Annotated in this window: 30 protein-coding genes; 11 read left to right on the forward strand and 19 right to left on the reverse strand. The window is 33.9% G+C overall.

Features of this window, described 5'->3' with window-relative positions; translation table 11 throughout:
* The first annotated feature begins 7 nt into the window (after positions 1–7).
* Both HYD3684_RS00925 and fliN read left to right on the forward strand, forming a co-directional pair.
* A complete protein-coding gene (locus HYD3684_RS00925) occupies positions 8–973 on the forward strand; it encodes a FliM/FliN family flagellar motor switch protein (RefSeq protein ID WP_015418822.1) in 966 nt (321 codons plus the stop codon).
* Positions 973–1,428: a flagellar motor switch protein FliN gene (fliN, locus tag HYD3684_RS00930; protein WP_015418823.1), complete on the forward strand. Its 456-nt coding sequence runs from the start codon at positions 973–975 to the stop codon at positions 1,426–1,428. The genes HYD3684_RS00925 and fliN overlap by 1 nt, the downstream gene beginning before the upstream one ends.
* Here fliN and pfkB read toward each other — a convergent pair whose 3' ends face one another.
* From pfkB to HYD3684_RS00960, 6 genes are read right to left on the reverse strand one after another with little or no spacing between them, the layout of a single operon-like run.
* Positions 1,429–2,349 carry a 1-phosphofructokinase gene (gene pfkB / locus HYD3684_RS00935; RefSeq protein ID WP_015418824.1) on the reverse strand — a complete coding sequence of 307 codons (921 nt, stop codon included), beginning with the start codon at positions 2,347–2,349 and terminating at the stop codon, positions 1,429–1,431.
* The gene (locus tag HYD3684_RS00940; RefSeq protein ID WP_015418825.1) at positions 2,346–3,245 is read right to left on the reverse strand and encodes a fructose-bisphosphate aldolase; all 900 of its coding nucleotides are present in this window, start codon (positions 3,243–3,245) and stop codon (positions 2,346–2,348) included. The genes pfkB and HYD3684_RS00940 overlap by 4 nt, the downstream gene beginning before the upstream one ends.
* Positions 3,238–3,795 carry a hypothetical protein gene (locus tag HYD3684_RS00945; protein WP_015418826.1) on the reverse strand — a complete coding sequence of 186 codons (558 nt, stop codon included), beginning with the start codon at positions 3,793–3,795 and terminating at the stop codon, positions 3,238–3,240. The genes HYD3684_RS00940 and HYD3684_RS00945 overlap by 8 nt, the downstream gene beginning before the upstream one ends.
* Positions 3,792–4,709, reverse strand: coding sequence for an MlaD family protein (locus HYD3684_RS00950; RefSeq protein WP_015418827.1), 918 nt, complete (start codon positions 4,707–4,709; stop codon positions 3,792–3,794). Before HYD3684_RS00950 ends, HYD3684_RS00945 begins: the two co-directional genes overlap by 4 nt.
* Positions 4,702–5,436 (reverse strand): ATP-binding cassette domain-containing protein, encoded by a 735-nt coding sequence (locus tag HYD3684_RS00955; RefSeq protein WP_015418828.1) that lies wholly within the window; start codon positions 5,434–5,436, stop codon positions 4,702–4,704. Before HYD3684_RS00955 ends, HYD3684_RS00950 begins: the two co-directional genes overlap by 8 nt.
* Complete coding sequence (locus HYD3684_RS00960) at positions 5,433–6,416, reverse strand: ABC transporter permease (RefSeq protein ID WP_015418829.1); 984 nt, start codon at positions 6,414–6,416, stop codon at positions 5,433–5,435. The genes HYD3684_RS00955 and HYD3684_RS00960 overlap by 4 nt, the downstream gene beginning before the upstream one ends.
* 46 nt (positions 6,417–6,462) lie before the next feature.
* Between HYD3684_RS00960 and HYD3684_RS00965 the strand changes: the two genes are divergently transcribed.
* From HYD3684_RS00965 to HYD3684_RS00975, 3 genes are read left to right on the forward strand one after another with little or no spacing between them, the layout of a single operon-like run.
* Positions 6,463–6,909: a hypothetical protein gene (locus tag HYD3684_RS00965; RefSeq protein WP_015418830.1), complete on the forward strand. Its 447-nt coding sequence runs from the start codon at positions 6,463–6,465 to the stop codon at positions 6,907–6,909.
* Positions 6,906–7,832 carry a GTP-binding protein gene (locus HYD3684_RS00970; protein WP_015418831.1) on the forward strand — a complete coding sequence of 309 codons (927 nt, stop codon included), beginning with the start codon at positions 6,906–6,908 and terminating at the stop codon, positions 7,830–7,832. The genes HYD3684_RS00965 and HYD3684_RS00970 overlap by 4 nt, the downstream gene beginning before the upstream one ends.
* 7 nt (positions 7,833–7,839) lie before the next feature.
* On the forward strand, positions 7,840–8,256 hold the full coding sequence (locus HYD3684_RS00975; RefSeq protein ID WP_015418832.1) for a hypothetical protein: 417 nt from the start codon (positions 7,840–7,842) through the stop codon (positions 8,254–8,256).
* Here HYD3684_RS00975 and HYD3684_RS00980 read toward each other — a convergent pair.
* Genes HYD3684_RS00980 through guaB form a run of 6 tightly spaced genes read right to left on the reverse strand, consistent with a single transcriptional unit; the run spans position 8,244 to position 12,645 of the window.
* Positions 8,244–9,131, reverse strand: coding sequence for a sulfite exporter TauE/SafE family protein (locus HYD3684_RS00980; protein WP_015418833.1), 888 nt, complete (start codon positions 9,129–9,131; stop codon positions 8,244–8,246). The two genes, HYD3684_RS00975 and HYD3684_RS00980, sit on opposite strands and share 13 nt — an antisense overlap.
* Entirely contained in the window at positions 9,128–9,826 is a 699-nt protein-coding gene (locus HYD3684_RS00985) for a sulfite exporter TauE/SafE family protein (protein ID WP_015418834.1), read from the reverse strand. The genes HYD3684_RS00980 and HYD3684_RS00985 overlap by 4 nt, the downstream gene beginning before the upstream one ends.
* The gene (locus HYD3684_RS00990; protein WP_255348082.1) at positions 9,823–10,059 is read right to left on the reverse strand and encodes a helix-turn-helix domain-containing protein; all 237 of its coding nucleotides are present in this window, start codon (positions 10,057–10,059) and stop codon (positions 9,823–9,825) included. The genes HYD3684_RS00985 and HYD3684_RS00990 overlap by 4 nt, the downstream gene beginning before the upstream one ends.
* Positions 10,060–10,101: 42 nt before the next feature.
* Positions 10,102–10,479, reverse strand: a complete 378-nt coding sequence (locus HYD3684_RS00995; RefSeq protein ID WP_015418836.1) for a helix-turn-helix domain-containing protein — start codon at positions 10,477–10,479, stop codon at positions 10,102–10,104.
* Positions 10,480–10,498: 19 nt separating this feature from the next.
* Complete coding sequence (locus HYD3684_RS01000) at positions 10,499–11,179, reverse strand: type III pantothenate kinase (protein ID WP_015418837.1); 681 nt, start codon at positions 11,177–11,179, stop codon at positions 10,499–10,501.
* Positions 11,176–12,645, reverse strand: a complete 1,470-nt coding sequence (gene guaB / locus HYD3684_RS01005) for an IMP dehydrogenase (protein ID WP_015418838.1) — start codon at positions 12,643–12,645, stop codon at positions 11,176–11,178. Before guaB ends, HYD3684_RS01000 begins: the two co-directional genes overlap by 4 nt.
* A 99-nt stretch (positions 12,646–12,744) precedes the next feature.
* On the opposite strand from guaB, the gene HYD3684_RS01010 reads away from it, so the two are divergent.
* From HYD3684_RS01010 to lpxD, 6 genes are read left to right on the forward strand one after another with little or no spacing between them, the layout of a single operon-like run.
* Positions 12,745–12,936, forward strand: a complete 192-nt coding sequence (locus HYD3684_RS01010) for a twin-arginine translocase TatA/TatE family subunit (RefSeq protein WP_015418839.1) — start codon at positions 12,745–12,747, stop codon at positions 12,934–12,936.
* Positions 12,937–12,992: 56 nt separating this feature from the next.
* Positions 12,993–13,181 carry a twin-arginine translocase TatA/TatE family subunit gene (locus HYD3684_RS01015; RefSeq protein WP_012513240.1) on the forward strand — a complete coding sequence of 63 codons (189 nt, stop codon included), beginning with the start codon at positions 12,993–12,995 and terminating at the stop codon, positions 13,179–13,181.
* Between the two features lie 51 nt (positions 13,182–13,232).
* Positions 13,233–13,598: an Hpt domain-containing protein gene (locus tag HYD3684_RS01020; protein WP_015418840.1), complete on the forward strand. Its 366-nt coding sequence runs from the start codon at positions 13,233–13,235 to the stop codon at positions 13,596–13,598.
* 6 nt (positions 13,599–13,604) lie between these two features.
* The gene (locus HYD3684_RS01025) at positions 13,605–14,318 is read left to right on the forward strand and encodes a biotin--[acetyl-CoA-carboxylase] ligase (RefSeq protein WP_015418841.1); all 714 of its coding nucleotides are present in this window, start codon (positions 13,605–13,607) and stop codon (positions 14,316–14,318) included.
* Positions 14,319–14,348: 30 nt separating this feature from the next.
* The gene (locus tag HYD3684_RS01030; RefSeq protein ID WP_015418842.1) at positions 14,349–14,861 is read left to right on the forward strand and encodes an OmpH family outer membrane protein; all 513 of its coding nucleotides are present in this window, start codon (positions 14,349–14,351) and stop codon (positions 14,859–14,861) included.
* Complete coding sequence (gene lpxD, locus HYD3684_RS01035; RefSeq protein WP_015418843.1) at positions 14,858–15,832, forward strand: UDP-3-O-(3-hydroxymyristoyl)glucosamine N-acyltransferase; 975 nt, start codon at positions 14,858–14,860, stop codon at positions 15,830–15,832. The genes HYD3684_RS01030 and lpxD overlap by 4 nt, the downstream gene beginning before the upstream one ends.
* Here lpxD and HYD3684_RS01040 read toward each other — a convergent pair.
* The 7 genes from HYD3684_RS01040 to HYD3684_RS01065 all read right to left on the reverse strand — a co-directional run bounded on the left by HYD3684_RS01040 (position 15,829) and on the right by HYD3684_RS01065 (position 22,809).
* Complete coding sequence (locus HYD3684_RS01040; RefSeq protein WP_015418844.1) at positions 15,829–16,890, reverse strand: LptF/LptG family permease; 1,062 nt, start codon at positions 16,888–16,890, stop codon at positions 15,829–15,831. The two genes, lpxD and HYD3684_RS01040, sit on opposite strands and share 4 nt — an antisense overlap.
* Entirely contained in the window at positions 16,890–17,741 is an 852-nt protein-coding gene (locus tag HYD3684_RS01045; protein ID WP_015418845.1) for an ATP-dependent Clp protease proteolytic subunit, read from the reverse strand. The genes HYD3684_RS01040 and HYD3684_RS01045 overlap by 1 nt, the downstream gene beginning before the upstream one ends.
* Before the next feature lie 29 nt (positions 17,742–17,770).
* Entirely contained in the window at positions 17,771–18,511 is a 741-nt protein-coding gene (locus HYD3684_RS01050; protein ID WP_015418846.1) for a hypothetical protein, read from the reverse strand.
* 1 nt (position 18,512) lies between these two features.
* Positions 18,513–18,953 carry an endolytic transglycosylase MltG gene (gene mltG, locus HYD3684_RS08195; RefSeq protein ID WP_051048514.1) on the reverse strand — a complete coding sequence of 147 codons (441 nt, stop codon included), beginning with the start codon at positions 18,951–18,953 and terminating at the stop codon, positions 18,513–18,515.
* Between the two features lie 31 nt (positions 18,954–18,984).
* Entirely contained in the window at positions 18,985–19,458 is a 474-nt protein-coding gene (locus HYD3684_RS08200) for an endolytic transglycosylase MltG (protein ID WP_051048515.1), read from the reverse strand.
* Positions 19,442–19,813: a Holliday junction resolvase RuvX gene (ruvX, locus tag HYD3684_RS01060; protein ID WP_015418847.1), complete on the reverse strand. Its 372-nt coding sequence runs from the start codon at positions 19,811–19,813 to the stop codon at positions 19,442–19,444. Before ruvX ends, HYD3684_RS08200 begins: the two co-directional genes overlap by 17 nt.
* Positions 19,814–19,953: 140 nt before the next feature.
* The gene (locus HYD3684_RS01065) at positions 19,954–22,809 is read right to left on the reverse strand and encodes an EAL domain-containing protein (RefSeq protein ID WP_015418849.1); all 2,856 of its coding nucleotides are present in this window, start codon (positions 22,807–22,809) and stop codon (positions 19,954–19,956) included.
* Positions 22,810–22,895: the final 86 nt, after the last annotated feature.

Here is a 22,895-nt window from a genome sequence, read left to right on the forward strand (position 1 = left end):
AACAACTATGGCTGAACAGGTTTTAGGTCAAGAAGAGGTAGATCTTCTTTTAAAGTCTCTAGGTAAAGAAGAAGAGGTAGAGGAAAAATCTCTAGGGTATAAGAAGTTTGATATAGATGATTTAGAGCATATTTCTTTAGGTACAATAGCAGGACTTGAGATTATATTAGAAAAGTGGAGCAGGCTTTCAAGGGCAAAGTTATCCAGTTTAGTAGTGGCTATTAACAACGTTTACAAAGCAGAAACGTCTCTTATAAGATTTGAGGATTTAATAGCTAAATTACCAGTTCCATCGTGTATAAACACGTTTAATATTACTGGGTTAAAAGGTACTCACTTTTTGATATTAGATCCTCGTATGATTTATAGTATAGTAAGTGTTATATTTGGCGGTTCGGCTAAACCTTACAGGATAGAGGGTAAGGAATTTACAAAGTTAGAGTTGAAAATTATAAAAAAAGTGGTAGATTTACTTTTAAGCGCTTTTCAAGAAAGTTGGAATAGTATATTGCCTGGAGAGGTTATGTATTTGGAAACAGAGGTAAACCCAGCTCTTATAGCTCCCATGAATTCTAAAAAGGAAATGTTTATACAAGCTCATATAAATATAGAAATAGATGGTATAGAGTATCCTATTTTTCTTGCTATACAAAACTCTTCTTTAGAACCTGTTGTAGACAGGTTAAGGAACGTATCAGAGGCATCAGAGTATGTTGATTATGATAGTATAATTAAAAATTTAATAAAAAATTTACCGGTTAGTTTGTCTGTAACTATAGATGGTGGCAATTTTACGGTAAAAGATATACTAGAATGGGAAGTAGGCGATACTATAACGCTCAAAACTTCTGCCAACAGGCCAGTTAAGGTAAATATAGAAGGAGTACCTAAGATGTATGGTGTATTGGGGCGCTCCAATTCTAAAAAGGCTGTTAAAATACTAAAATTATTGGATAATAAGGAGAGTCAATAATGCCAGAGGAAGAAAAACAAGATAAACAACCTGAAGAGCTCAAGGAAGAAGAAAACAAAGCAGAACCCATACCTCAAAACGATGAAGACTTGATGAAATTGTGGGAAGAGGCTATGCAAGCCCAAGCTCAAACTGAGTCCAGCACTGAAAACCAGCAACCCCAAGCTACTGTACAAGAACAAGATATATCTAAAGAGTTACAGCGTATCCTTGATATACCTCTTTCTATTACTGTAGTTATAGGAACAACGGTAATAACTATAAAAGAGTTGCTTAATCTAAGACCCGGTTCTGTGGTGGCTTTGGATGAGTCTATAAATAGTTTTGTATCCGTTTATGCAAACGGAAAACTCATAGCTAAAGCTGAGCTTGTGGTAGTTGGAGAAAATTTTGGCATAAGGATAGCCGAAATAATAGAGAAAGAAGATCGCGTAAAATCTTTAGCAAGTCATTAGTTATAAGTATCTTAACTTTACTTGTTCTTTTATGGCAACAGCATCCTCTAGCGTAGCTAACGCTGTACCAGGTTTAAGCGTTGTGGCTGTCCCTGTTGCCACCGCATATTTTAAAGCTTCTTCATCTGAAAACCCCATATGCTTAGCGTATATAAAACCAGCTACCGCAGAATCACCAGCTCCTATAGTGTTTACTACCTTAACATCTGGAGGTGTTGCATGCATTATTGCATTTTGACTTACATAAACTATTCCGTCTTTACCTAAAGATACCAAAACTATCCTTACACCCATTCTATTTATCTCTTTTGCGGCTATTACGGCGTCTTCTATAGTTTTTACATCTCTTCCTACTACCCTAGAAAGTTCGTGTTTGTTTGGTTTTATAATGTCTGGTTTGTGGCTTATGTTGAATTTAAGGGCTTCTCCATCTGTATCAAGCACTACTGTAGCTGATCTGGATTTTGCTATATCTATAATTTTCGAATAAACCGCAGGTTTCAGCCCCTCGGGGAGTGATCCGGATATCACTACATAAGAAGGGTTGTCTAAGTTGTTTACCTTATCCATTAGCTTTGTCAATTCAAAGGGGGGTATGGTTGGTCCTTTTGCGCTTATTATGATTTGGTTGTTGTTTGTATTTATAATGATGTTTGTTCTTGTTTCTTCTGATATTCTTATAAAATCAAAATTTACACCTTCATTTATCAAAAGCCCCTCTATCTCAAGCCCTGCAAACCCTCCTACAAAACCAAGGGCTACACTTGGAACTCCAAAATTGATTAGCACCCTTGATACATCTATACCTTTACCGCCCGCATATTTTTCTTCTTTTAATATCCTGTTGGTATCATCTTGCTTTAGCTCATCTAGCCATATAGTCCTATCCAAAGCTGGGTTTAAGGTGATTGTATATATCATAGGCTCTCCTTAAATATCTTGTATGCCTCTTCTGGGGTTTTATCATGCAACGTTATAGCTGATATGGCTTTTGTCATTGCTATGGCTTCTTTTAATGGTCTTTGGTGTATATTTCTACCAGTGCCGTTTCCTCTTATACCAGCTTCTTTATAGGTATATAACTCTTTTAAAAACTCTAAAACCCCTTCTTTTGAACCTCCTTCACATATAAGCCCAGTATTACCAGCTGCTTCTACTGCTATGTGAAGCAGTTCTTTTACATCTTTCCCTTCTTGTTTTGGTACTTTTATTTTGGCAAAATCCGCTCCAAGACATGCCGCTACACCAGCAGCCCCAGCTATAAGCTCTGGGTCATGTTCGTTTTTTACGGCTTTTCCTTTAGGATACATCCATAACACCGCTATCATGTTGTTTTTGTGCGCTTCATAAACAAGCTCTGAGGCTTCTTTTAGCATTACATGTTCAAACTCACTACCAAGATACACTGTATACCCTACTCCTAATATTTTTATTCCCTTTTGTTTTATGTCTAAGATTTTATCAAAATCCTGAAGACTCAAGCTTATTGGATCCCTTTGCTCAAAAGGTACTAAGTTTGTCTTAGAGTTTACTTTGACAAGATAAGGTATGTTTGGATATTTTTTTGCGTATCTTGTGATAAGCCCAAGCTGTGTAGCAAAAACACCTATTTCTCCTTTTGAGGCTATTTTAAAAAGGTGCTCTGGGTTTGCATCGTCTTTTGCTATACCTTCTCCGTAAAAATCTTTGTTTAGATGTTCTATTTTTTGGTCTCCAGCAAAAAGCATGAGATTTCCGGTGTTTTTTGTAGCTTCGTTGAAGCTCTTGAGAAATTCTTCTTCACTTGATACATTTGCAGGTATGCTTACTTCAAACATTATTACCCTCCTTAATACTTATTATAGCATTTTTTATAAAGCTATTTAATTTTTTTGCCATGGTTTGTAGTGCTATGTTTTCTTGTTCCATAAGCTCACTAAAATCTTTGACAGAAAATGCTTTGTTGTAGTTAAAATCTTCTATCTTATAGGTGTTTTTATACTTTAAATAAAACCTTGCTTTTAGTATCATATTACCGCTATTAAATGTTTTGAAGCTTGGTTCAAAGTCGTAAATGTATATTGAAAGCTTATAATCTGATATGGGTTTTTCCACTAAGTAAGGTAGCGCTTCTAAAAGATAGTTCTTGACAGTACAGTTTAAACTACAAGGAAAACGGTGTTTTGCAAAATATCTTAGTTGATGTTTATAAATGTAAGCCATATCGTCAGTGTCTAAGTATCTTGGAGAGCTAACGCTTGATATGTAAACTTTTTTGACGTTTGTATAGCTTTCTTTTGGTTGTATAAATTCTATGGTTTTTTCTTTTTGGACAAAAGCACAAGAAGATATGAGTATCATACCAAAAGCCAAAAGAATTTTTTTCATTTTGTTTCCTCCAGCGGAAAGGGTTTTTGGCGGTTTATGATAAAAAATGCATTTGGATGATTTTTTATGTGTTTTATTAGAATCCTCATCTCGTTAGATGTTTTTTGTATATCTTTCAACGTTCTGTTTATCTGAGGGTATACGTTGTCTGTCAATGTATCTGAATTTGTTTTCAGGCTTTTAAGAAGAGTATCTAATTTTTTCGTTTCTTTGTTTAACTTATCCGCCAGAAGGTTGTATTTTTCTACTGTATTGTTTATATCTTGCACGTTTAGTTCGTTTATCTTGTTGTTAAAAGCCGTTAAAACTTTGTTGGTATTAGATAAAGAGTTTTTGGAATCTTTTATAAGACTATTTAGGTTTTTTATGGTATTGTTTATGTTGTCAAACAACGTATCAAATTTTTTGGTATTTTTAGAAGATATTAGATTGTTTAGATTTTTTATAAGATTGTTAGCCGAATCAAGTATTTGAGGTATATAATCTGATATTTGTTGAAGTTCTGATGGTTTCATAGGTATTACGTAAGCTTCTAAATCTTTGTCGTAAAAGGCTTTTACTCCTTTCTCACGTTCTAAGTCTATGTAAGATAGCCCAGTTATACCGGTGATTCCTAAGCTTGCTATTACATCTTTTTTTAAGTCAAGATTTTTCTCTACGGATATTTTTATCTTTATGGTTTCTTGGTCTTTTGCTATTTTTATAGCGCTTACTTTCCCAACATCAACACCTTTGTATTTTACCGGTGAGCCTACAGATAAACCAGCTACCGAGTATTTTGTAAAGATGTAGTAAGTGTTTAAGTCTCTATTTTTAAAAAAACTTGTAGAAAAATATATTGTGGCTATTACAACGCCTATTCCAAAAACTATAAAAAATCCTATCAGCGTGTATCTTGGTTTTCCTTCAATCATAACAATGACCTCTTTGACCTTTTATAAAAGATTGTATCCATGGGTGGTTTTGAGCTTTTAACAAAGATGGACTTCCGTTGAAGATAACCTTTTTGTCATAAAGTATCAACACTCTATCAACTATTTTTAAAGAGGCTATATCGTGAGTTACTATAACGACGGTGGTACCTAAGCTATCTCTTGTGGATTTTATAAGGCTGTCAAACTCATCGGCAGATATTGGGTCTAAGCCAGAAGTCGGTTCATCAAGTATAAGTATATCTGGCTCCAGTGCCAAAGCCCTCGCCAAAGCCACTTTCTTTTTCATGCCCCCAGAGAGCTCACCCGGATAAGCCCATATGTTGGTAAAACCAACCATGTTTAACTTTACTATAGCGTTTTTAAAAGCAATATCTTTTGATAGCGAAGTCTTTTTTAAAACTGGATACATCACGTTTTCTACGCTTGTGATAGAGTTAAAAAGTGCGTTAAATTGAAACACCACCCCTATTTTGTCCCTTATCTTTTGTATGGTTTTCTCATCGTTAAAATCTATCTTTTCCCCGTCAAAGTATATCTCTCCAGATTTTGGTTTTAAAAGAAAAAGCATCAACTTTACCAACGTACTTTTACCAGATCCGCTTCCACCTACTATGGCCACTATCTCTGATTTTTCTATTTTAAAGCTTATATTCTCATGGACTATATGATTGCCGTATCCAGAGTAAACATTTTTAAATTCTATCATATGTCAATCTTTGCAAAGATGATAGAGAATATAGCATCTATCACTATGATACCAGATATGCTTATCACTACACTTTTCATAACGTTTAATGTGACGTCTTCAGGCTTTTTACCAGAATAAAAACCAAAGTATGTGCCTACAAGTCCTATATATGCCCCAAAAAACGGAGCTTTTACCAAACCCACGAACACCTGGTTAAATCCTACAACCTCTCTTAGTCTATCAAAAAACATATCAAAAGGGATATCTAAAAAAGTTTTTGCTATAATAGCCCCGCCTAGTACCATTACGTTGCTTGAAAAAAGCACCAGCAAAGGCGTTATCAACGTAAGAGTTATGATTCTTGGTAAACCAAACACCACGTAAGGAGATATGCTCATTACCTCTATAGCATCGATTTCTTCGTATACGTTTCTTATGCCTATGTTTGCCGTGTATCCACTGCTTACCCTACCAGCCAATATGATACCTGTTATAAGAGGACCAAGCTCTCTAAAGGCCGATATACCTATTAGATTTACTATAAATATATTTGCTCCAAAGCTTATGAGCTCATTTGCACTTTGATAGGCTATCACTATCCCCACCAAAAACGACAGTACCGCCAATATAAAAAGAGAACCAATGCCAGAGCTTTCTATCTCTTTTAAAAAAGATTCAAATTCTATATCTTTTATATTTTTAAAACTATGATAAACCAATATTCCTATATACTCTAAAAAGGTTAAAGATAAGTTTATATTTGAGTCTTTTTTTGTCTTTTCGTTGTTGTATTTTAATAGCTCTTTTACTTTTTGTATAAACTCTATATGTTCTTTTTTGCCCACTAGTTCTTTATCTTTATATTTTTCTAAAAGCTCCAATACAAAAATGGCTCCAAAGGTATCTAATTTCTCAATATCTTTTATATCTATTGTATGCTCTTTTATAAAGATAGATACATCAATTTTCCCCTCAATGGTTTCTTTCGTTAAGTCCATAGCCTAATTTTAACAAAATATACTTTGCAGTGGTATAATTAAAATTATGAAAAAGTTTTTTTATATATCATGTTTACTTAGTTTTTTGGCTTTTGGCGAAAATATACAAATTATCCAACAACCTATACAACCTTCCCAGAGCGGCGCTAATCCACCCCAAGTCAATACATCTTTTCCAGCTCAGGCACCATCTAACTCTCAATCTTCAAATTCTCAAAATCAATGTCCTACCGAAGATGCTATAAAAGGATATCTCGTATCCCAGAATTTAGCCACATATACGATATTGGCTATTGTTCCTTCAGAGTCGGTGCCAGGATATTGTGATGTTATACTAAATAGCATGGACAACAAGACATTTTTTATTAGAATAAGAAACGATATGGCTTACGTTATATCTGGAAGCGTTGTTAATACAGCCACTGGCAAGGTGCAGGTACCAGATATGAGCAAATTTAACACCACAGACAACACTACAAACAATCAGCAATGATATCTTCTTTTGTAATAACGGGGTTTTTAGGTGCTGGTAAAACTACTTTTATGCTAAAAGCTGTAAAAGAGCATTTTAAAGATAAAAAAGTAGCCGTAATCGTAAACGAGATTGGTGATGTAGGTGTTGATGGTAAAATACTTCAAAATGTTTATTCTAATGTGCTTGAACTTTCAGAGGGTTGTATATGCTGCACTTTACAGGTAGAGTTTGAAAAAGGCGTTTACGAGATTTTAGAAAAATACAATCCAGATTTTCTTTTTGTAGAAACCTCTGGAGCTTCAAATCCATTTCCTATCATGTTAAGCCTTCAAAATATAGGTTCTTTGTTAGAAGGTGTTGTATGTGTTGTAGATGCAAAGAATTTTCATAACTATAAGTCTAACGAAACTTTTAAATATCAAATAGGTAGTTCAAATATAATAGTCATAAATAAGATAGATTTGGTATCTGAAAAAGAGTTAGAAAATATAGAAGATGAAATAAAAGTCATAAAAAAAGAGTATAATCTAAGAGATTTTCTAACCTCAGAAGAATTTTTTAAAGATTTTAAAATTTATAAAAGTAAATACGGCCAAATGGACGAAGATTTGTTTAAACACATCTATCCTATAAGGGATTTACCAAATCTACCACTAAATTTAGCTGGAGTAAATCATCTTGAAGAATCCCATATAGGGGAGTTTGTGGTATTTTTGGAAAAAGAGATATCTTACGATGAATTGGAGCAGAAGTTAAAAAATATACCTAAAAATATATACAGGATAAAAGGTATCGTGAGGCTTAAAGATTTTCAAACTCCTATGGTTGTCAACTATGTGTTTGGTTATACGGAGCTAAGCCCTATAGAAAAATACGATGGTAAGTCTTTTTTGGTGTTTATTGGCGAAAATATCAAAAAAGAAAATGTTTTTGTATTATAATTAATGTATGGGGATATTGTTTGATAAGAAAGATTTTTTGCCGTTGGTGGGGTACTCCTTTTCCTTGCTTGGAAGGATAAACAAAGAGCTAAGTCTAGCAGAAAATTTAAGCGTACTAAGAAATATAACACTCCTTGGCATAGGGTTTGACAAAAAAGACGAGAGCATTCTAAAGGCTTTGGTGGATTCAACTAGAGCATCGGATGCATTTTTTGTGTTTGAAGATTTGCTGGTGCTTTTACTGTTTGGTACTGATAAAGAAGGGGCTATACATATAATAAACGAGTTAAAAGAATTTTTTGGAGAAAACATGTCTTATGCCATGGTTACATCTCCGGAAGATGGAGGTGATGCATCTACTTTGGTAGAAAACTTTAGAGGTATGGTAAAGCTAAAGCTTTCTTTAGATATTTATGATTTATAGTATTTTTTATATTTTATTGTTTCAATTATCATACTAGACAAGCCTATTCCCATAACTGTTATTATCACTAAGAAAAATCCTATATCAAGGTTGTGAAGGTTGTGTATCCTCAAAGGTGTTTTTATGCTAAACTCCAACCATTCTGGTTTTAAAAGCCCCAATACACCAACTATAAAAAACAAAATACCACCAAAAAATAGCGTTCTTGCAGCGGTAGTTCTTGCTATTTTTCTAGATACTTCGTGTGGTAAATTTAAAGATTTACCAAGAAGTCCAAACAATGTACCCATAATTACTTGCACCGTTGTGGTGCCAAGCCCAAACATAAATCCCGGCAACCAACCAGTGTAGGCGCTTGGCATAGAAGGAGCCAATACGGTATATATAATTATTGCAAAAGCCCCAAAACCCCATCCTGCTATAAATCCATGCAACATTGCCATTTTTATAGTTATAACTTCGTGAGCATCATCTATGCTATGTCCAAGAAGTGCCTCTTTGTGATGCGATGTGTCTATCTTGCCAAAGTGTATATGGAACATGTCTTTGTATCTGAATATATAAAGTCCACCAAAGGCCATAGCTAACCCTACAAGTATGTATGTAATGTATTCTAAAATAGGTATTTTTAGGAAGTTTACCAAAGAAAAATAAGCTAGCTCGCTGGCTATAGCCCTTTGTAGTGTAAAGGCTAGCGAAAAAGATAAACCCACTAAAAATCCTTTTTTCGCTGAGTAGCTTCCAACGGAATAGCTAAATGTTATAGGCCAAGTATGTTCATCCGGTGTTATGCCGTGTATTATCCCCAACAAGTAAGCTGTTAGTAGTGTTACCCATATGTTAGAAGATGCTGTTACGTTGTATAAGTCTATCATCTGCAATTGTATATACTCATATAAACTCTCGCTATGGATTCGTAAGAAAAGTATATGAGTATCACACCTATTAATTTATACACAGCCTGATGCTTTAGTTTTATAAGATATTTTGATAAGAATCCAAAACTAAACATCGTAACCATGGTTCCCAATCCAAAACTAAACATTATAAGGATGCCTTGTATCTGGCTTTTAGAAAGAGCTGCCAAAAGTAAAAACCCATAAACCATAGGGCATGGTAAAAACCCGTTAAAAACCCCTATTAAAAATGGTGAAAAAATGCTTTTTGTGCTTGATAAAACATTTATTATATATATGATACCTTCGTAAAGAGGGTTTAAAAAGCCTATGCTACCTATGGCTTTACCGAAAATAAGTTTTAGACCTATAAAAGCCATTAATATGGCTATAGCTACCGAAAATATTCCGGAAATATACTTTATATTGCTTATAAAAGCCCCAAACTTTATACTTCCGAAGCTTACCAAGAACCCAAGAAACACATAGGATAGTATTCTACCTAAGTTGTAAAGAAAAAGATAAATGATATTTTTTACATTATCTTCTTCGCTTAACTTTGATACACTTGCAGGAAATACTCCGCACATGCCGTAGCAGTGCACAAACGATAGCAACCCTGAGATAAATATAAGCACATAGTTTGTGGTCAAATCTAATGTACTTGTTATCATATTTCTTCAGCTTCCAGCCTTTTTATAGCTGAAAGCGGTATTCTATAGGCTCCATTTAACTTCACTATCCTATCTCCATCTTCTGTCCAAAACCTACCGCATTGTATCATGCGATAGACTGTTTTTGTACTACAGCCAAGTAGCTCCGCCAGTTCTTTAACGCTAAGGTACTTCTTTTTAGTATTCACGGCTTTACCTCCTACTAACCATTTAGTATTAGTATAATCAAATATGGTTAGTAAGGCAAGCCTTAAAAATGTAGCTAAATCAACAACTTACTTTCTTGTAGTTTTCGTGCTCTTAGGTCTTCGGCTTTTCTTGGTGTTTGAATCTGCCTTTTGGTCTTCTATATCGGGAATAATCTTAAGGAGCTTTGGTTTTATCTCTTCTATGTATTCTCTCATACTCCTTATGCGGTAGTGAATAGACGAAAAGTCTGGTACTTCTATACCTTTTGGTACTATATCTTTTGCCTTCTTCTCCAGATCTCTCAAAGACCAGCCGTATTTTTCTCTAAGGGCTATCAAAAACAATACCAGCCTATCGTCGTATTTTTTTGGTCTACCAGGTCTTTTGCTTTTTTTAGCCGACACCTTCGGCACAAAATCTTCAAGCTTAGCCAAATACTGTTCTAACTCTTTTTTTGTCATCATAGATATTATTATAACACATTTATTTTTTAAAAGCTAAAAATATGCCTTTTGGCGTAAGAAATTTGTCTATAGTAAATATGTCCTCAAAGAAATTTGCATCCCCTCCTGTGATAACAACTTCCACGTTTTCCTCGCTTTTTATTGTGTTTATAGTACTAAGAAGCTCTTTTGCTATGCCGTATGCTATGGCTTCTTGTGTGTTTGACGGTTTTTGGAAATTTCTTGCTTTTTCTAATTCGTTTGTGGGCATCTGTAAATGCGGTACGCTTATAATTAGACATTCTTTTCTTTGGATTAAACCAGGTGTTATATATCCATACTCTATTTTGGAATTTTTCACTATATCGTATGTGATAGCACTTCCCATGCTAACTACTAAAACGTTGCTCGAATATAGCTTTGAAGCTGCGTAGGAGTTTATGAGCCTATCTATACCGTATCCCTCGTATGGGCTTTTGAAGTCTGTAAGCTTTTCAAATAAAGATGTGTCTATTTTTCTTAATTTGTTTATTATTATAAAATCTTCAAACTCCTTGTTGGTGGATATGGCGTAAATTTCTTCTTTATAGTTTTTATAGTTTTCAATATAACACTCCAGCGTCTGCCTTTTTGCAGATATGTCAAATACAACATCTATGCTGTCTATAGACTTTACCTCATAGCACTTTATCCTAGTGTTACCTATATCCAATATCTTCAAGGTTCTAAAGAGTAGTTTGGTGCTTCTTTTGTGATTACTACATCGTGAACGTGAGATTCTCTATAACCTGCTTGGGTTATCTTTATAAACCTCGTGTTTTCTTGTAAAGCTTTTATGTTTGGACTTCCGGTGTATCCCATACCAGATTTAAGCCCACCTACAAGCTGATACAAAACATCTATAACACTGCCCTTGTAAGGTACTCTTCCTTCTATACCCTCTGGTACAAATTTTTCTAAATTTTCTTGGGAGTATCTGTCCGCTGAACGTCTTGACATCATAGCCCCTAATGATCCCATACCTCTATACACTTTGTAAGCTCTGCCCTGATAGAATATATGCTCTCCAGGTGCCTCATCGGTACCAGCCAACAAATTCCCAAGCATTACAGAACTAGCACCTGCTGCAATAGCTTTTACTATATCCCCTGAGTGTCTTATGCCACCATCGGCTATAATCGGTATATCGTATTTTTTGGCCACTTCATAACAGTTTGCCACTGCGCTTAATTGAGGCACCCCTACACCACTCACTATACGAGTAGTGCATATGGAACCTGGGCCTATACCTACTTTTACCGCATCGGCTCCAGCTTTAACAAGGTCTTCTACAGCTTTTGGAGTAGCTATGTTACCACCTATAACCTGTAAATCTGGGTATTTTGATTTTACTTGTTCTATTACTTCCAAAACTCTTTTAGAATGCCCATGGGCTGTGTCTACTGCTATTACATCTACTCCAGCATTTACTAAAAGCTCAAGACGGTACATTGTATCTGGACCTGTGCCTATGGCAGCCCCCACCATAAGCCTTCCATATTTGTCTTTTACAGCTTCTGGATATTGGATACGTTTCATTATATCCTTTATGGTGATTAGCCCTTTCACTTTACCTTCGTCGTCTACTATGGGTAGTTTTTCTATCTTGTGGGCTCTTAATATCTCAGTGGCATCTTCTAGCGATATTCCCTCTTTTGCTGTGATGAGGTTTTTAGAGGTCATAAACATAGAGATAGGTTTGGAAAAATCCTGATGTTTTACAAATCTTAAATCTCTGTTTGTAAGAATACCTATGAGTTTTCCTTCGTCGTCCACCACTGGAAGACCAGATATTTTGTACTTATCCATGAGCTTTTTTGCTTCTTGGACTGTATCTGTGCTTTTTATAGTGATTGGTTTTAGTATCATACCGCTTTCTGATTTTTTTACAAGTTCTACTTCTTTGGCTTGCTCTTCCGGGGTCATGTTTCTGTGGATAATACCAATACCACCCTTTCTTGCCATGGCTATAGCCATTTTGTACTCTGTGACAGTGTCCATAGCGGCAGATACTATTGGTATATTTAGCTTTATCTTCTTGGTAAGATAAGTAGATACATCTGCTTCATAAGGTAAAAAATCAGCGTAAGCTGGCTCCAACAAAACATCATCAAACGAATAATATTCTCTAAGGTTATGCTCTAACATAATCTTATTATATACTAAATACCTTTTCAGAGTAAAGTTTTCTTTTTTTAAAAGCCTAAAAGCAAAATTTGGATTATATTAATAGTATAGGAGGTATTTATGTTTGGAGATTTGTTTGACAATCCCTTGAAGCTTGTGCTTATATTTGCAATAGTTTTGGTGCTTTTTGGAGCAAACAGACTTCCAGAAATGGGCAAAGGTTTAGGAGAAGGTATTAGAAACTTCAAAAAGGCACTTTCTGGAGAAACTGAAGAAAAGAAAGAAGAGGAAAAGCCAAAAGAAGCCAATTAATTTTGTGTAAATTTTTATCTTCATAATTATGATATAATTTGTTAGGAGGTTGTATTATGTTTCATATGCCAAACATTACTGAGCTTATTGTTATATTGTTTGTAGTTTTTCTTCTTTTTGGTGCAAATAAACTACCAGAGGCTGGAAAAGGTTTAGGAGAAGGCATTAGAAACTTCAAAAAAGCACTTTCTGGGGAAGATGATAAATCAAGAGAAAAAGAGGTAAAAGCAGAAGAGGTGAAATAAAGATGGGGGTAAACGATTTGAACGATATCATAAAGTCATGAGCCTTTTGTAATGCATACTATAAAAGGAGTGGCTGGTTTTCTTGGACTTGAACCTATAGTAGAAACTGCTCATAAAGCAGAAGATATTCTTGGTAAGCTAAGAAATGCTGAATTTGTTATATCTCCTGCTATAAACGATTTACTTTTAAAAGCTGCAGATAAAATAAGAGAATATTTGGAGAAAGCTGAAAATCAGGAAGAGTTGGAGCCTGATAACGAGCTTTTGACTCAGTTAGAAGATGTTTTGAAAAACCCAAATAAATACTCTGACAAGTATACCACGCACCACAAGTATACCACGATTAACAAGTCTGCCACGCACCACAAGTCTGCCACGGTTTCAAAGGTACTCAATAGCTCTGAAAAATGCCGTTGATACACTATGAAACTTATATGGTTTAATAGCATAGATTCTACGCAAGATTATATTAAAAGCCATATAAAAGAGCTGATGGATGATACCTGTGTTTTAGCGAACGTACAAACCAAAGGCAGGGGTAGGTATGGGCATGTTTGGTTTTCTTCTTTAGAAGAAGGGCTTTACTTTAGTATACTTAAAAAGAATTTGCATATAGAACCATTTTCTCTCGTGGTTGGTGTTTCTCTTTTTAAAACTATCAAGACTTTATACGGCATAAGAGCTTTTATAAAATGGCCAAACGATATATACGTTTTATTGGAAAAGCCAAGAAAAGTTGCAGGTATTTTGGTAGAAAAAATAAAGGAAAATACCATAATAGGTATAGGCGTAAATTTAAACCAAGAGGATTTCCCACAAGATATATCAGACAGGGCTATATCCTTAAAGCTTTTCACTGGTATATATATATCAAAGCAACACTTTTTAACAACGTTTTTTGATTTTTTCTATCAAGATATAGACTATTTTAACTCTCATGGTTTTGAAGATTTTAGAAATATTATAAACGACAACCTTCTTTATAAAAACAAACTTATAACGGCAAACGATGGGAAGGTGTCTGGGATTTTAAAAGAGGTAGATAAAGATGGCTCTATAGTGATTGAGAAAGACAGTAGGCTTATTAGTTTAAACGCTGGTGAAATAGAGTCTATGATGCCTAAAGAAACGTGGTAAAATATTTATAACTTTTAAAAGGAGGCAAAAATGAAAAATCTTAAAAAGATGTTAAAGGCTTCAGCATTAGCTGTAGGGCTATTGTCTGTTTTGTCGGCTTCTTCTTACGCTGGTGGTTTTGCATGTGTGGATACTCAAGAGGTAATGCAAAAATCTACTTTTGCCGAATCCCTTGGCAAATCTTTAAATGATAAAGTTAGTGAGATAAGGCAAAAGCTCAAAAGCTATGAAACTGAACTTCAAAACCTTCAAAAGGAGATAGAGAGCAAAGCCATCTCCAAACAAGCCAAAAAACAAAAGATTAAAGAATACGAAGACTTAAGACTAAAAGCTTTGGAGTATCAGCAAGACGCTCAAAAAGAACTTCAAGCTATGCAAGAAAAAGCAGGTAAAGAGTTTACCGAAGCCCTTAAAAATGCAGTTACATCTTATGCAAAATCTCATAACTTAGAAGGTGTCTTTGATTGCAACCAAATGCTTTACACTGGTAATCTTGATATAACACCATCTATTATAAAAACCATAGATAGTGCACACAAATGAAATTATCTGAAATAGCCTCCTTGCTTGGGGGCATTTCAAACTATATAGTTGATATAGATGTTGTTGGTGTTAGTTCTGTTTTATCTCAAAAGCCAAATACTATAGTATTTGTAGATGAACAATATAAAGATATAGATTTTAAACAAGACATAGCTTACGTATCTGATATAGATTTACAAGCGCCAAACTTTATAAAGGTGCAAAATTTAAAGTATGCGATGGCTATAGTCCTTGATACTTTTTATAAAAGTGAAAAACCAAAAGGTATATCGGACAAAGCTTTTATAGAAGAGGGTGTACATATTGGTAAAGACGTTTATATAGGACCATTCTCCTATATAGGCAAAAACGTAAGCTTAGGAGAAGGAGTGCTAATATATCCTTTTACTTACGTGGGAGACAACACCATTATAGGAAACGACAGCATTTTGCATAGCGGAGTTCATATATACAAAAATACCGTTATAGGTAAAAATGTAATAATACATTCAGGGGCTGTGATAGGGGCGGATGGATTTGGATACGCTATAGGACCAGAAGGTATAAAAAAGCTAAATCATATAGGAAACGTTATCATAGAAGATAATGTAGAGATAGGGGCAAACACCACTATAGATAGGGCGCTTCTTGATAGCACAATCATAGGTAAATCTACAAAGATAGACAACCTTGTAATGGTAGGACACAATTGTAAGATAGGGCAAAACTGCTTTTTGGTATCTCAAGTGGGGCTTTCGGGTAGCGTCAATATAGGGGATAATTCAATACTTGCTGGACAAGTGGGAGTGGCAGATCACGTAAACATAGGCTCAAACGTACAAGTAGCAGCCAAATCGGGCGTTGCCTACGATCTTCCTTCTAACAACACGTACGGTGCAAACCTACCATCTATAGAATGGAACAAGTGGAAAAGAATTTACGTATCTTTGTTAAAACTTCCAGATGCCTTAAAGAAGCTAAACAAACTTTAAAACCAGTTTGCTCTTTGTGTATCAAAAACTCTTTTTAAAGCGTAAAAGCTCATAAATATGTATATCACTACAAAAAATAAGGGATTCATATTTATTTTGGAAGATAAGCTGTAAGGTATTACTATACCTATAACAAATAAAAAAGCATGCCATAAAAACGCTTTATACCAATCTATCGTATTTTGGCTTTTAGCTATATAAAAAGATGCTATGCATACCATCAAAAAAGGCAAAAAGGAAAACTCTAGCTTAAATATAAACGTTGATATATATGGAAACGTGTTTAATCCTTCTTTTCTCATTACGATAGCGGTTTTAACAAGTTCTGTAAGAGATTGTTCGTCTGGGGTTTTTATCCAAAGGTTCAAATCTTTTGGATTTATATTTGTTTTAAGGTGTAATGTCTGGAAATGTATTTCTCTAAACGGGCTAAAGGATGTTTCTATCCCTTGTTCTAAATCCATATAACCATTTTTCACTGTGGCTTTTTTAGCTTTTATGATATAGTTAAATTTGTTGTTTTTTACATTTATTATCTTTATGTTGTAAAATAAACCGTTTGATGTGGCTAAAGATGTTCCTATGAAAGTTTTTTCGTTGTTTTTTTCTTTTGCTATCCAGAGGTTTCTAGCTATTCCAAGCTCGTATTTTTGATTTTTTTTATAGACGTGCTCTATGTATTTTAGTTCTTTTGTAGCGTTTGGTATGAAAAATTCGTTTAGCATCAAATTTCCAAAAGATATTAAAAGACTTACTATGATAAAGGGCTTAAATATATGGCTTATTGGTATTCCAAAGCTTTGAGGTACCAAAAACATCTTTATCCTTTTTAAGTAGTGGCTTAATACAAAAACTGATATAGACACATTTATTGTAGCAGTGTAAAAAAGTACTATCGGTAAAAAGTTTAATATTGTTTGAAAAAGTATTTTTGGGCTTTTCATATGATAAGTGATAAAAAAATTTGAAATTTGATATATAAAAAATAATGCTAAAATAGATAGATAAACCAAAAATATAGCAAACAAAAAGCGCTTCGTTATAAATCTTAGAAGCATTATTTTTTGTTTTGAGTGGTTTTATAAGGAATAGGTATGTATTGGACAGAGGGTACTTGAGAATTCGTGGGTTGGTCGTAAAGCTCCATGAGTTCATAAACTTCTTCTGGTACATCGGTGTTTATATTTAAGCCCATGGCTTTTAGCTGGTCTACATCAAGGGGATAATCATGTGTAAATTTACCTGTGGATAACTCTTCTGCTATCTTTTTTGCAACATCATCAGGATGTCCTTTTTTCTTTAAAAGCTCGTATACATAGCTTTTCATCTGCTCTATTGCTTTTTTGGATACATCGGCCATTATCATAGTTTCATCGTCTATATCCTCTGGTTTTTTTACATCAAGCACTTTTAGTATAGAAGCAGCCGGCATTTGCCCTATCTGTGGATCAACGGGTCCTAATACGGCGTTGTGATCCATTGTTATCTCGTCGGCGGATAAGGCTATTAGTGTGCCACCGCTCATGGCGTAGTGAGGAACTATGACTATAACTTTTGACTTATGTCTTGCCAAAGCACTAGCTATTTGAGAGGCAGCCAACGCTAATCCCCCAGGGGTATGAAGTATCATAACAATAGGCATATCTTCTGGAGTCATCCTTATAGCTCTTAACACCTGTTCAGAGTCTTCTATGTTTATAAACTTCATAAAGGCAAACCCAAAAAATGACAACCCCTCTTGTCTATGAATCATCGTTATGACTCTGGCGTTATATTTTTTTTCTATAAGCTTTATCATTGCCTCCCTTTCTCTATTTAAAAGGCTTCTTCTCCAAAAAGGCCAAACTACAAAGAAAAATAAAAACAAAAACCAAAATAGATTAAAAAGCCCACCTATATCTTGATTCATATGTAAATTATACCATATTTAAAATTAATTTATAATTGCTCATCTATTATAGGGCTTAATATAGCACTAATCCAAAGGCTTAGTCTTATGCCTCTTGAAAGTGCTCTTTTGGTGGTGTTTAGGCTTTTAATAGCTTTGTCTATATCTTCGTTGAAGCCAATTTTTAACATGTGTTGCTCTAGTTTTTCTACTAGACAGTCTATAAGCTCTTCCTTTTCTTTAATATCTTTTATGTTGTCTATCTGGGGGATTGTTTCGTAAAAGCGTTTTGAGATAAGCTTCTCACATAGAGGATGTTTTGAAGTTTTTCTTTCAAAAAGCTCTAAAACGACGGATCTTGATACTATCGTAGGTATTATGTTTGATAAAGAGTCCGCTGTGATGATAAATTTTAGGTAAGAAGGCGGTTCTTCTAAGGTTTTCAAAAGGGCGTTTGAGGCTTCTTTTAACATGTTTTGGGCGTTTGTTATAAGACATACTTTGTTTGTACTATAGTTTGGTTTTAGGTTGGCAAAATTTGATATTTCTCTTACATCGTCTATCTTTATAGAGTTTTCTTTTCCTATCCATATAAAATCTGGATGCTTTTCATAAAATATCTTGCAACTATAACACTCTTTGCATCCCCATGGTTGCTTGTTTTCACAGAGAATCCCCTTTGCATAAGAGAGGGCTAGTTTTTCTACATCTTTTTCTATAGATACAATAAGGGTAGAGGTAGGTATTCTTTGGTTTAGCTGGGCTTTTTCTAAAAATTCTTTTGCGTTCATGTTATCCTTCCACTTTTTTTATAGCTTTTATATGGTTTTTCAGGCTTTTATTAAAATAGATGTTGCCAGATTTATCGCTTACAAAGTAAAGGTAATTGGATTTCGCAGGGTCTATGGCGCTCTTTATAGAGTTGATACCTGGGTTGCAGATAGGGGTTGGTGGAAGCCCTTTTACAAGATACGTGTTGTAGGGGCTTTTTATAGAAAGGTCTTTTTTGGTGATAGTGCCGTTCCATTTTCCTTTTGTTTTTAAAGCGTAAATTACAGTAGAATCCATTTGAAGTGGCATATCTTTTTTAAGCCTGTTGTATATAATAGATGCCACAAGCGGTTTATCTTTTAAATACTTTGCTTCCTTTTCCACTATAGAGGCTATTATAATCTGATCTTTTGTGGGGTTTAGATGGTTTTTCTTCATCGTTTCTTTAAAAGCTTTATACATAGAATATATTATATATTTTGGATTCTCATGCTTATAGAAAAAAATATGTATCTGGAAACAAATACCCTTCAAAACCATTTGAGTTTATACCAAGCGCTTTGGCGTAAGATTTGTCTTTGGCGTACTTTAAAAAAGCTTTTTTAGAACATATACCGTTTTCTTGAAGTCTATTTGCTATATCGTATATATCAAAACCTTCTGGTATTGTAATTTTATGAAGCAAAAACTCTCCCCTTGTTAGCTTTCTATACACTTCAAAAGGGCTTACGATGCCTTTAAATCTATACTCTCCATATTTTATATGGGCGTTTGTAATATAAAGAAGAGCTTCCAATATGTATTTGTTTACTATGCCGTTTCTTGAGAGTTTGTTTATAGCCTTTTCTTTGTTTAATCCGTATATATCTATTGTTTTATTTACTATATGTGGTCTTAAAAGCCAAAAACCAAGCATAAGCACGGTGCCAAGGATTATAAAAGATATCTGTTTAAAGGTTTTCTGCATACTCTTTTAATATTATATATGCACTTATGTGGTCAATCTCTTTTTCATCGCTTAAGCTTTTGGCTTCAAAGGTTGTGTATCTTTCATCTTGTAATACTATTTCTATGTTTAACTCTTTTTTTAAAAGCTCGTAAAACTTTTTTACCTTTTTCGCCCTTTGGCCTTCCTTTCCAGAAGGCGTTAGTGGGTATCCAAGCACTATTAGCTCTATTTTGTAGGCTTTTACTATATGCTTTAGCGTTTGTATTAGATTTTTATCGTTTTTTATTATCTTAAAGGGTTTATATATCTTTAGATGCTTATCTCCTAAGGCAAGCCCTATTCTCTTTGTTCCGTAATCTATGCCAAGCATCATCGTGATATCTCTTCTTTGTTATACCTTCTCCCACTCAAAACTAACTATATTCTTCAGCAGCTCTTGGTCTATTGTACCTGTTTTTAGGTAATCTTCCCAAAGGGCTTTTATAGTATTTTCGTATGTGCAGTTTAGCATACTCATTTGCTTCTTTTCATATCCTCCAAGACAAACTTTATAGCCTCATTTTCTAGCATAGGTTTAGCAAAATAAAACCCTTGAAAATAATCCACTCCCATCGATGAAAGCATATCTATTTGTTCTTTTGTTTCTACGCCTTCTGCTAAGGTCTTAAAACCAAAATCTTTGGATAAGCCGGTTATAAACTTTACTATGGAAAAATCGTGCCTATCGGTTGTAATACCTCTTACAAAAGATATGTCTATTTTAAGTATATCCACTGGAAGATGCTTTAGATAAGCCAGTGATGAATAACCAGTGCCAAAATCATCTATAGATATTTTAATATGTTTATTTAATTCTTTTATACTTTTAAATATCTTTTTGGATTTTTCTATATTTTTTATAATGTTTCTTTCTGTGATTTCTAAAACTAAATTATCTTGAACATCCACAGGCACAGAAGCTAACTCTTCAATAAAACTGTCATCGGGTAAGCTTAAGATCCCTTTTGCCGATAAGTTCAAAGATATAGATATATCTTTGTCTAAAGATTTAAATATTCTTATCTTATTAGATATCTCTTTTAAAGCCCATTCTTCAAAATGCATGATATACTTACTATTTTCAAGGTAATCTATAAATTTATATGGTGCATAGACAGTACCATCTTTATCTACTATTCTTATAAGAGATTCAAAACCTACGATTTTCAAATCTTTTGAACCAAGATAAGGTTGAAAATAAAACCTAAACAAACCCTCGTCAAAAGCTCTTTCCACAAGCTTTTCTAATATTATATACTCTTGTAATCTTGTGTTTACCTCAGATTCATAAAACTTTATAACGTTTTCACCCTCTTTCTTGGAAAGGTTTAGGGTGACAACGGCGTTGCTGTAAACTTCTTCAAACTCAGTAGCAGCGACATCAGATAATACAATAGAAACGTTGTAAGAGATGCTAATATAGTTTTTGGTGGTTTTTATTTTTCTATCTAAAATACTTCTAATCTTATATATCAAAATAGATTCACTTTCTATATTTGGGACAAATATGCCAAATTCATCGTTTCCGACCCTTGCCACAAACCCCTCTTGAAATTCTTGCTTTAAGATATTTGCTACTTCTTTTAGCACTTCGTTGCCCACATCAAACCCATAGGTGGAGTTAATAAAAGACATGTTGTAAATATCTATAAGTATCAAAGCAAAATCTTTGTATCTTTTGTTTTCAACGACATCTGAAACATAAAACTTAAAAGCTAAAAAGTTTGGCAGTTCGGTAAGAGTATCGTAAAATCTATATTTATAAAGCTCTTGGCTCAATACTTTTTCATGGGTTATGTCTTTGCCAACGAATAAAAATTTCATGGTCCCGTCTTTAAGCACCACTGGATATATAGTCTGATCTATGTATATAACATTTCCATTTTTTGTCTTATTTACAAAGATAGCAGAAAAAGGTTTGTTTGACAATATGCTATCCCAAAGATCTTCATAAAACTTTTCATCCTGATATCCAGATTTAAATATGCTTGGTTTTTTACCTATCAGTTCTTCTTTTTTATAACCTGTCAGATCTAAAACATATTGATTGACGTACTCAATCAAACCTTCTTTGTTTGTTATAAGAAGCCACATTTTTGCATCGTCTGCGGCTTTTCTTAAAACGATACTTTCTTTATCTTTATCAATCTTCTCCAAAGCAAAAGATACATCTTTTTTAAGCTCTTCAAATATTGTCATAAATTCTTTTTTAAAAGAAAACGTTATATTAGAATAAACGCTTATTACCGCATAAACTTCTCCATTTTTTTCTATAGGGATAGCTAACGATGTATATATATCTCTTTTTAAAAGCTCATCTTTCCAAAATTTCATAACCTCTGATGTTAATGTGTTTTCGTTTACAACAATCCTATTTTCCCTGTAAGCTATGCCAGCTGGTCCTCTCCCTTCTGGTACATCTTTTCTTACACTTATTTTAAGACTATCCACATATCCATCGTCTTCACCACATTTATGCACTGGTTTTATGAACTCTCCTTCTTTTTTACCAATCCATACAAATTTAAAACGGCTTTTATCCACAAGATCTTGGCATATTCGCTCAAAAAGCTCTTTTTCCGTGTCAGCAGATATTATCACCTTGTTTATATCTTTTAAGCTTTCTAAAAGTATGCTACGGATTACAGATGTTCTGACAACATTTCCAGATTTGTAATATATCTTTAGTTTATTCGTGAGTTTATTTGTGTTTTCTTCAGAGATTTCTCCCAAGCCCAAGGCTTTTATAAAAGCCTTTATACTATTTTGATGTGTTTCATAAAATTCTTTTGATACCAAAAAGTGATGACCTGCATCCAAAGATATTTCCTTTATGATGTTTATGCTGTCTTTGGCTTCTTGGTCTAATTGATCGTAGTATTCTTTAAATATTAGCCCTAAATCTACTCCACCGCTTATCACCTTTTTCACAACATCATCATAGGACTCTGACAAGACTATGTTTTTGTCGTAAAAGTCCATATCGTATAAGACATAAAAAGAATCTATCTTATCTACAATTGTTATATTGCTTGGTTTTTCATCGTTAAACTTTTTTCGGCTTATCAGTAAAAAAACATCATTTTCATTTTTAAATTTGCCTATGATCTTATAGCCCTTATTTAAAAGCAACAACGTTATATCAAAGCTTGCATAATAAATATCTGGTTTAAAATCATCCTTAGAAAAATAAGCGTATTCTTCGTCAAAGTTTTTAAAAGGCTTAAGCTCCACATGTTGGCCAAAGATTTCTTTTATCTTTTTAGCTATGTTTAGCCATTTATCAAGCCCTTTTTTTGTATCGTGTGGACAAACTCTAAAATCAATCATAACAATACCTCACTTATTAACATAAGGATATTTGATATTTTATTATATTGTTATTATTATATTTATTTTTTATAATTTGATAAGTT

The sequence above is a fragment of the Hydrogenobaculum sp. 3684 genome (assembly GCF_000213785.1).
GTDB lineage: Bacteria > Aquificota > Aquificia > Aquificales > Aquificaceae > Hydrogenobaculum.

Bases quoted from the DNA above. Each gene is read 5' to 3' on its own strand.
- HYD3684_RS00925 (WP_015418822.1), top strand. From the start codon at position 8: ATGGCTGAACAGGTTTTAGGTCAAGAAGAGGTAGATCTTCTTTTAAAG.
- fliN (WP_015418823.1), top strand. From the start codon at position 973: ATGCCAGAGGAAGAAAAACAAGATAAACAACCTGAAGAGCTCAAGGAA.
- pfkB (WP_015418824.1), bottom strand. From the start codon at position 2,349: ATGATATATACAATCACCTTAAACCCAGCTTTGGATAGGACTATATGG.
- HYD3684_RS00940 (WP_015418825.1), bottom strand. From the start codon at position 3,245: ATGTTTGAAGTAAGCATACCTGCAAATGTATCAAGTGAAGAAGAATTT.
- HYD3684_RS00945 (WP_015418826.1), bottom strand. From the start codon at position 3,795: ATGAAAAAAATTCTTTTGGCTTTTGGTATGATACTCATATCTTCTTGT.
- HYD3684_RS00950 (WP_015418827.1), bottom strand. From the start codon at position 4,709: ATGATTGAAGGAAAACCAAGATACACGCTGATAGGATTTTTTATAGTT.
- HYD3684_RS00955 (WP_015418828.1), bottom strand. From the start codon at position 5,436: ATGATAGAATTTAAAAATGTTTACTCTGGATACGGCAATCATATAGTC.
- HYD3684_RS00960 (WP_015418829.1), bottom strand. From the start codon at position 6,416: ATGGACTTAACGAAAGAAACCATTGAGGGGAAAATTGATGTATCTATC.
- HYD3684_RS00965 (WP_015418830.1), top strand. From the start codon at position 6,463: ATGAAAAAGTTTTTTTATATATCATGTTTACTTAGTTTTTTGGCTTTT.
- HYD3684_RS00970 (WP_015418831.1), top strand. From the start codon at position 6,906: ATGATATCTTCTTTTGTAATAACGGGGTTTTTAGGTGCTGGTAAAACT.
- HYD3684_RS00975 (WP_015418832.1), top strand. From the start codon at position 7,840: ATGGGGATATTGTTTGATAAGAAAGATTTTTTGCCGTTGGTGGGGTAC.
- HYD3684_RS00980 (WP_015418833.1), bottom strand. From the start codon at position 9,131: ATGATAGACTTATACAACGTAACAGCATCTTCTAACATATGGGTAACA.
- HYD3684_RS00985 (WP_015418834.1), bottom strand. From the start codon at position 9,826: ATGATAACAAGTACATTAGATTTGACCACAAACTATGTGCTTATATTT.
- HYD3684_RS00995 (WP_015418836.1), bottom strand. From the start codon at position 10,479: ATGATGACAAAAAAAGAGTTAGAACAGTATTTGGCTAAGCTTGAAGAT.
- guaB (WP_015418838.1), bottom strand. From the start codon at position 12,645: ATGTTAGAGCATAACCTTAGAGAATATTATTCGTTTGATGATGTTTTG.
- HYD3684_RS01010 (WP_015418839.1), top strand. From the start codon at position 12,745: ATGTTTGGAGATTTGTTTGACAATCCCTTGAAGCTTGTGCTTATATTT.
- HYD3684_RS01015 (WP_012513240.1), top strand. From the start codon at position 12,993: ATGTTTCATATGCCAAACATTACTGAGCTTATTGTTATATTGTTTGTA.
- HYD3684_RS01020 (WP_015418840.1), top strand. From the start codon at position 13,233: ATGCATACTATAAAAGGAGTGGCTGGTTTTCTTGGACTTGAACCTATA.
- HYD3684_RS01025 (WP_015418841.1), top strand. From the start codon at position 13,605: ATGAAACTTATATGGTTTAATAGCATAGATTCTACGCAAGATTATATT.
- HYD3684_RS01030 (WP_015418842.1), top strand. From the start codon at position 14,349: ATGAAAAATCTTAAAAAGATGTTAAAGGCTTCAGCATTAGCTGTAGGG.
- lpxD (WP_015418843.1), top strand. From the start codon at position 14,858: ATGAAATTATCTGAAATAGCCTCCTTGCTTGGGGGCATTTCAAACTAT.
- HYD3684_RS01040 (WP_015418844.1), bottom strand. From the start codon at position 16,890: ATGCTTCTAAGATTTATAACGAAGCGCTTTTTGTTTGCTATATTTTTG.
- HYD3684_RS01045 (WP_015418845.1), bottom strand. From the start codon at position 17,741: ATGAATCAAGATATAGGTGGGCTTTTTAATCTATTTTGGTTTTTGTTT.
- HYD3684_RS01050 (WP_015418846.1), bottom strand. From the start codon at position 18,511: ATGAACGCAAAAGAATTTTTAGAAAAAGCCCAGCTAAACCAAAGAATA.
- mltG (WP_051048514.1), bottom strand. From the start codon at position 18,953: ATGTATAAAGCTTTTAAAGAAACGATGAAGAAAAACCATCTAAACCCC.
- HYD3684_RS08200 (WP_051048515.1), bottom strand. From the start codon at position 19,458: ATGCAGAAAACCTTTAAACAGATATCTTTTATAATCCTTGGCACCGTG.
- ruvX (WP_015418847.1), bottom strand. From the start codon at position 19,813: ATGATGCTTGGCATAGATTACGGAACAAAGAGAATAGGGCTTGCCTTA.
- HYD3684_RS01065 (WP_015418849.1), bottom strand. From the start codon at position 22,809: ATGATTGATTTTAGAGTTTGTCCACACGATACAAAAAAAGGGCTTGAT.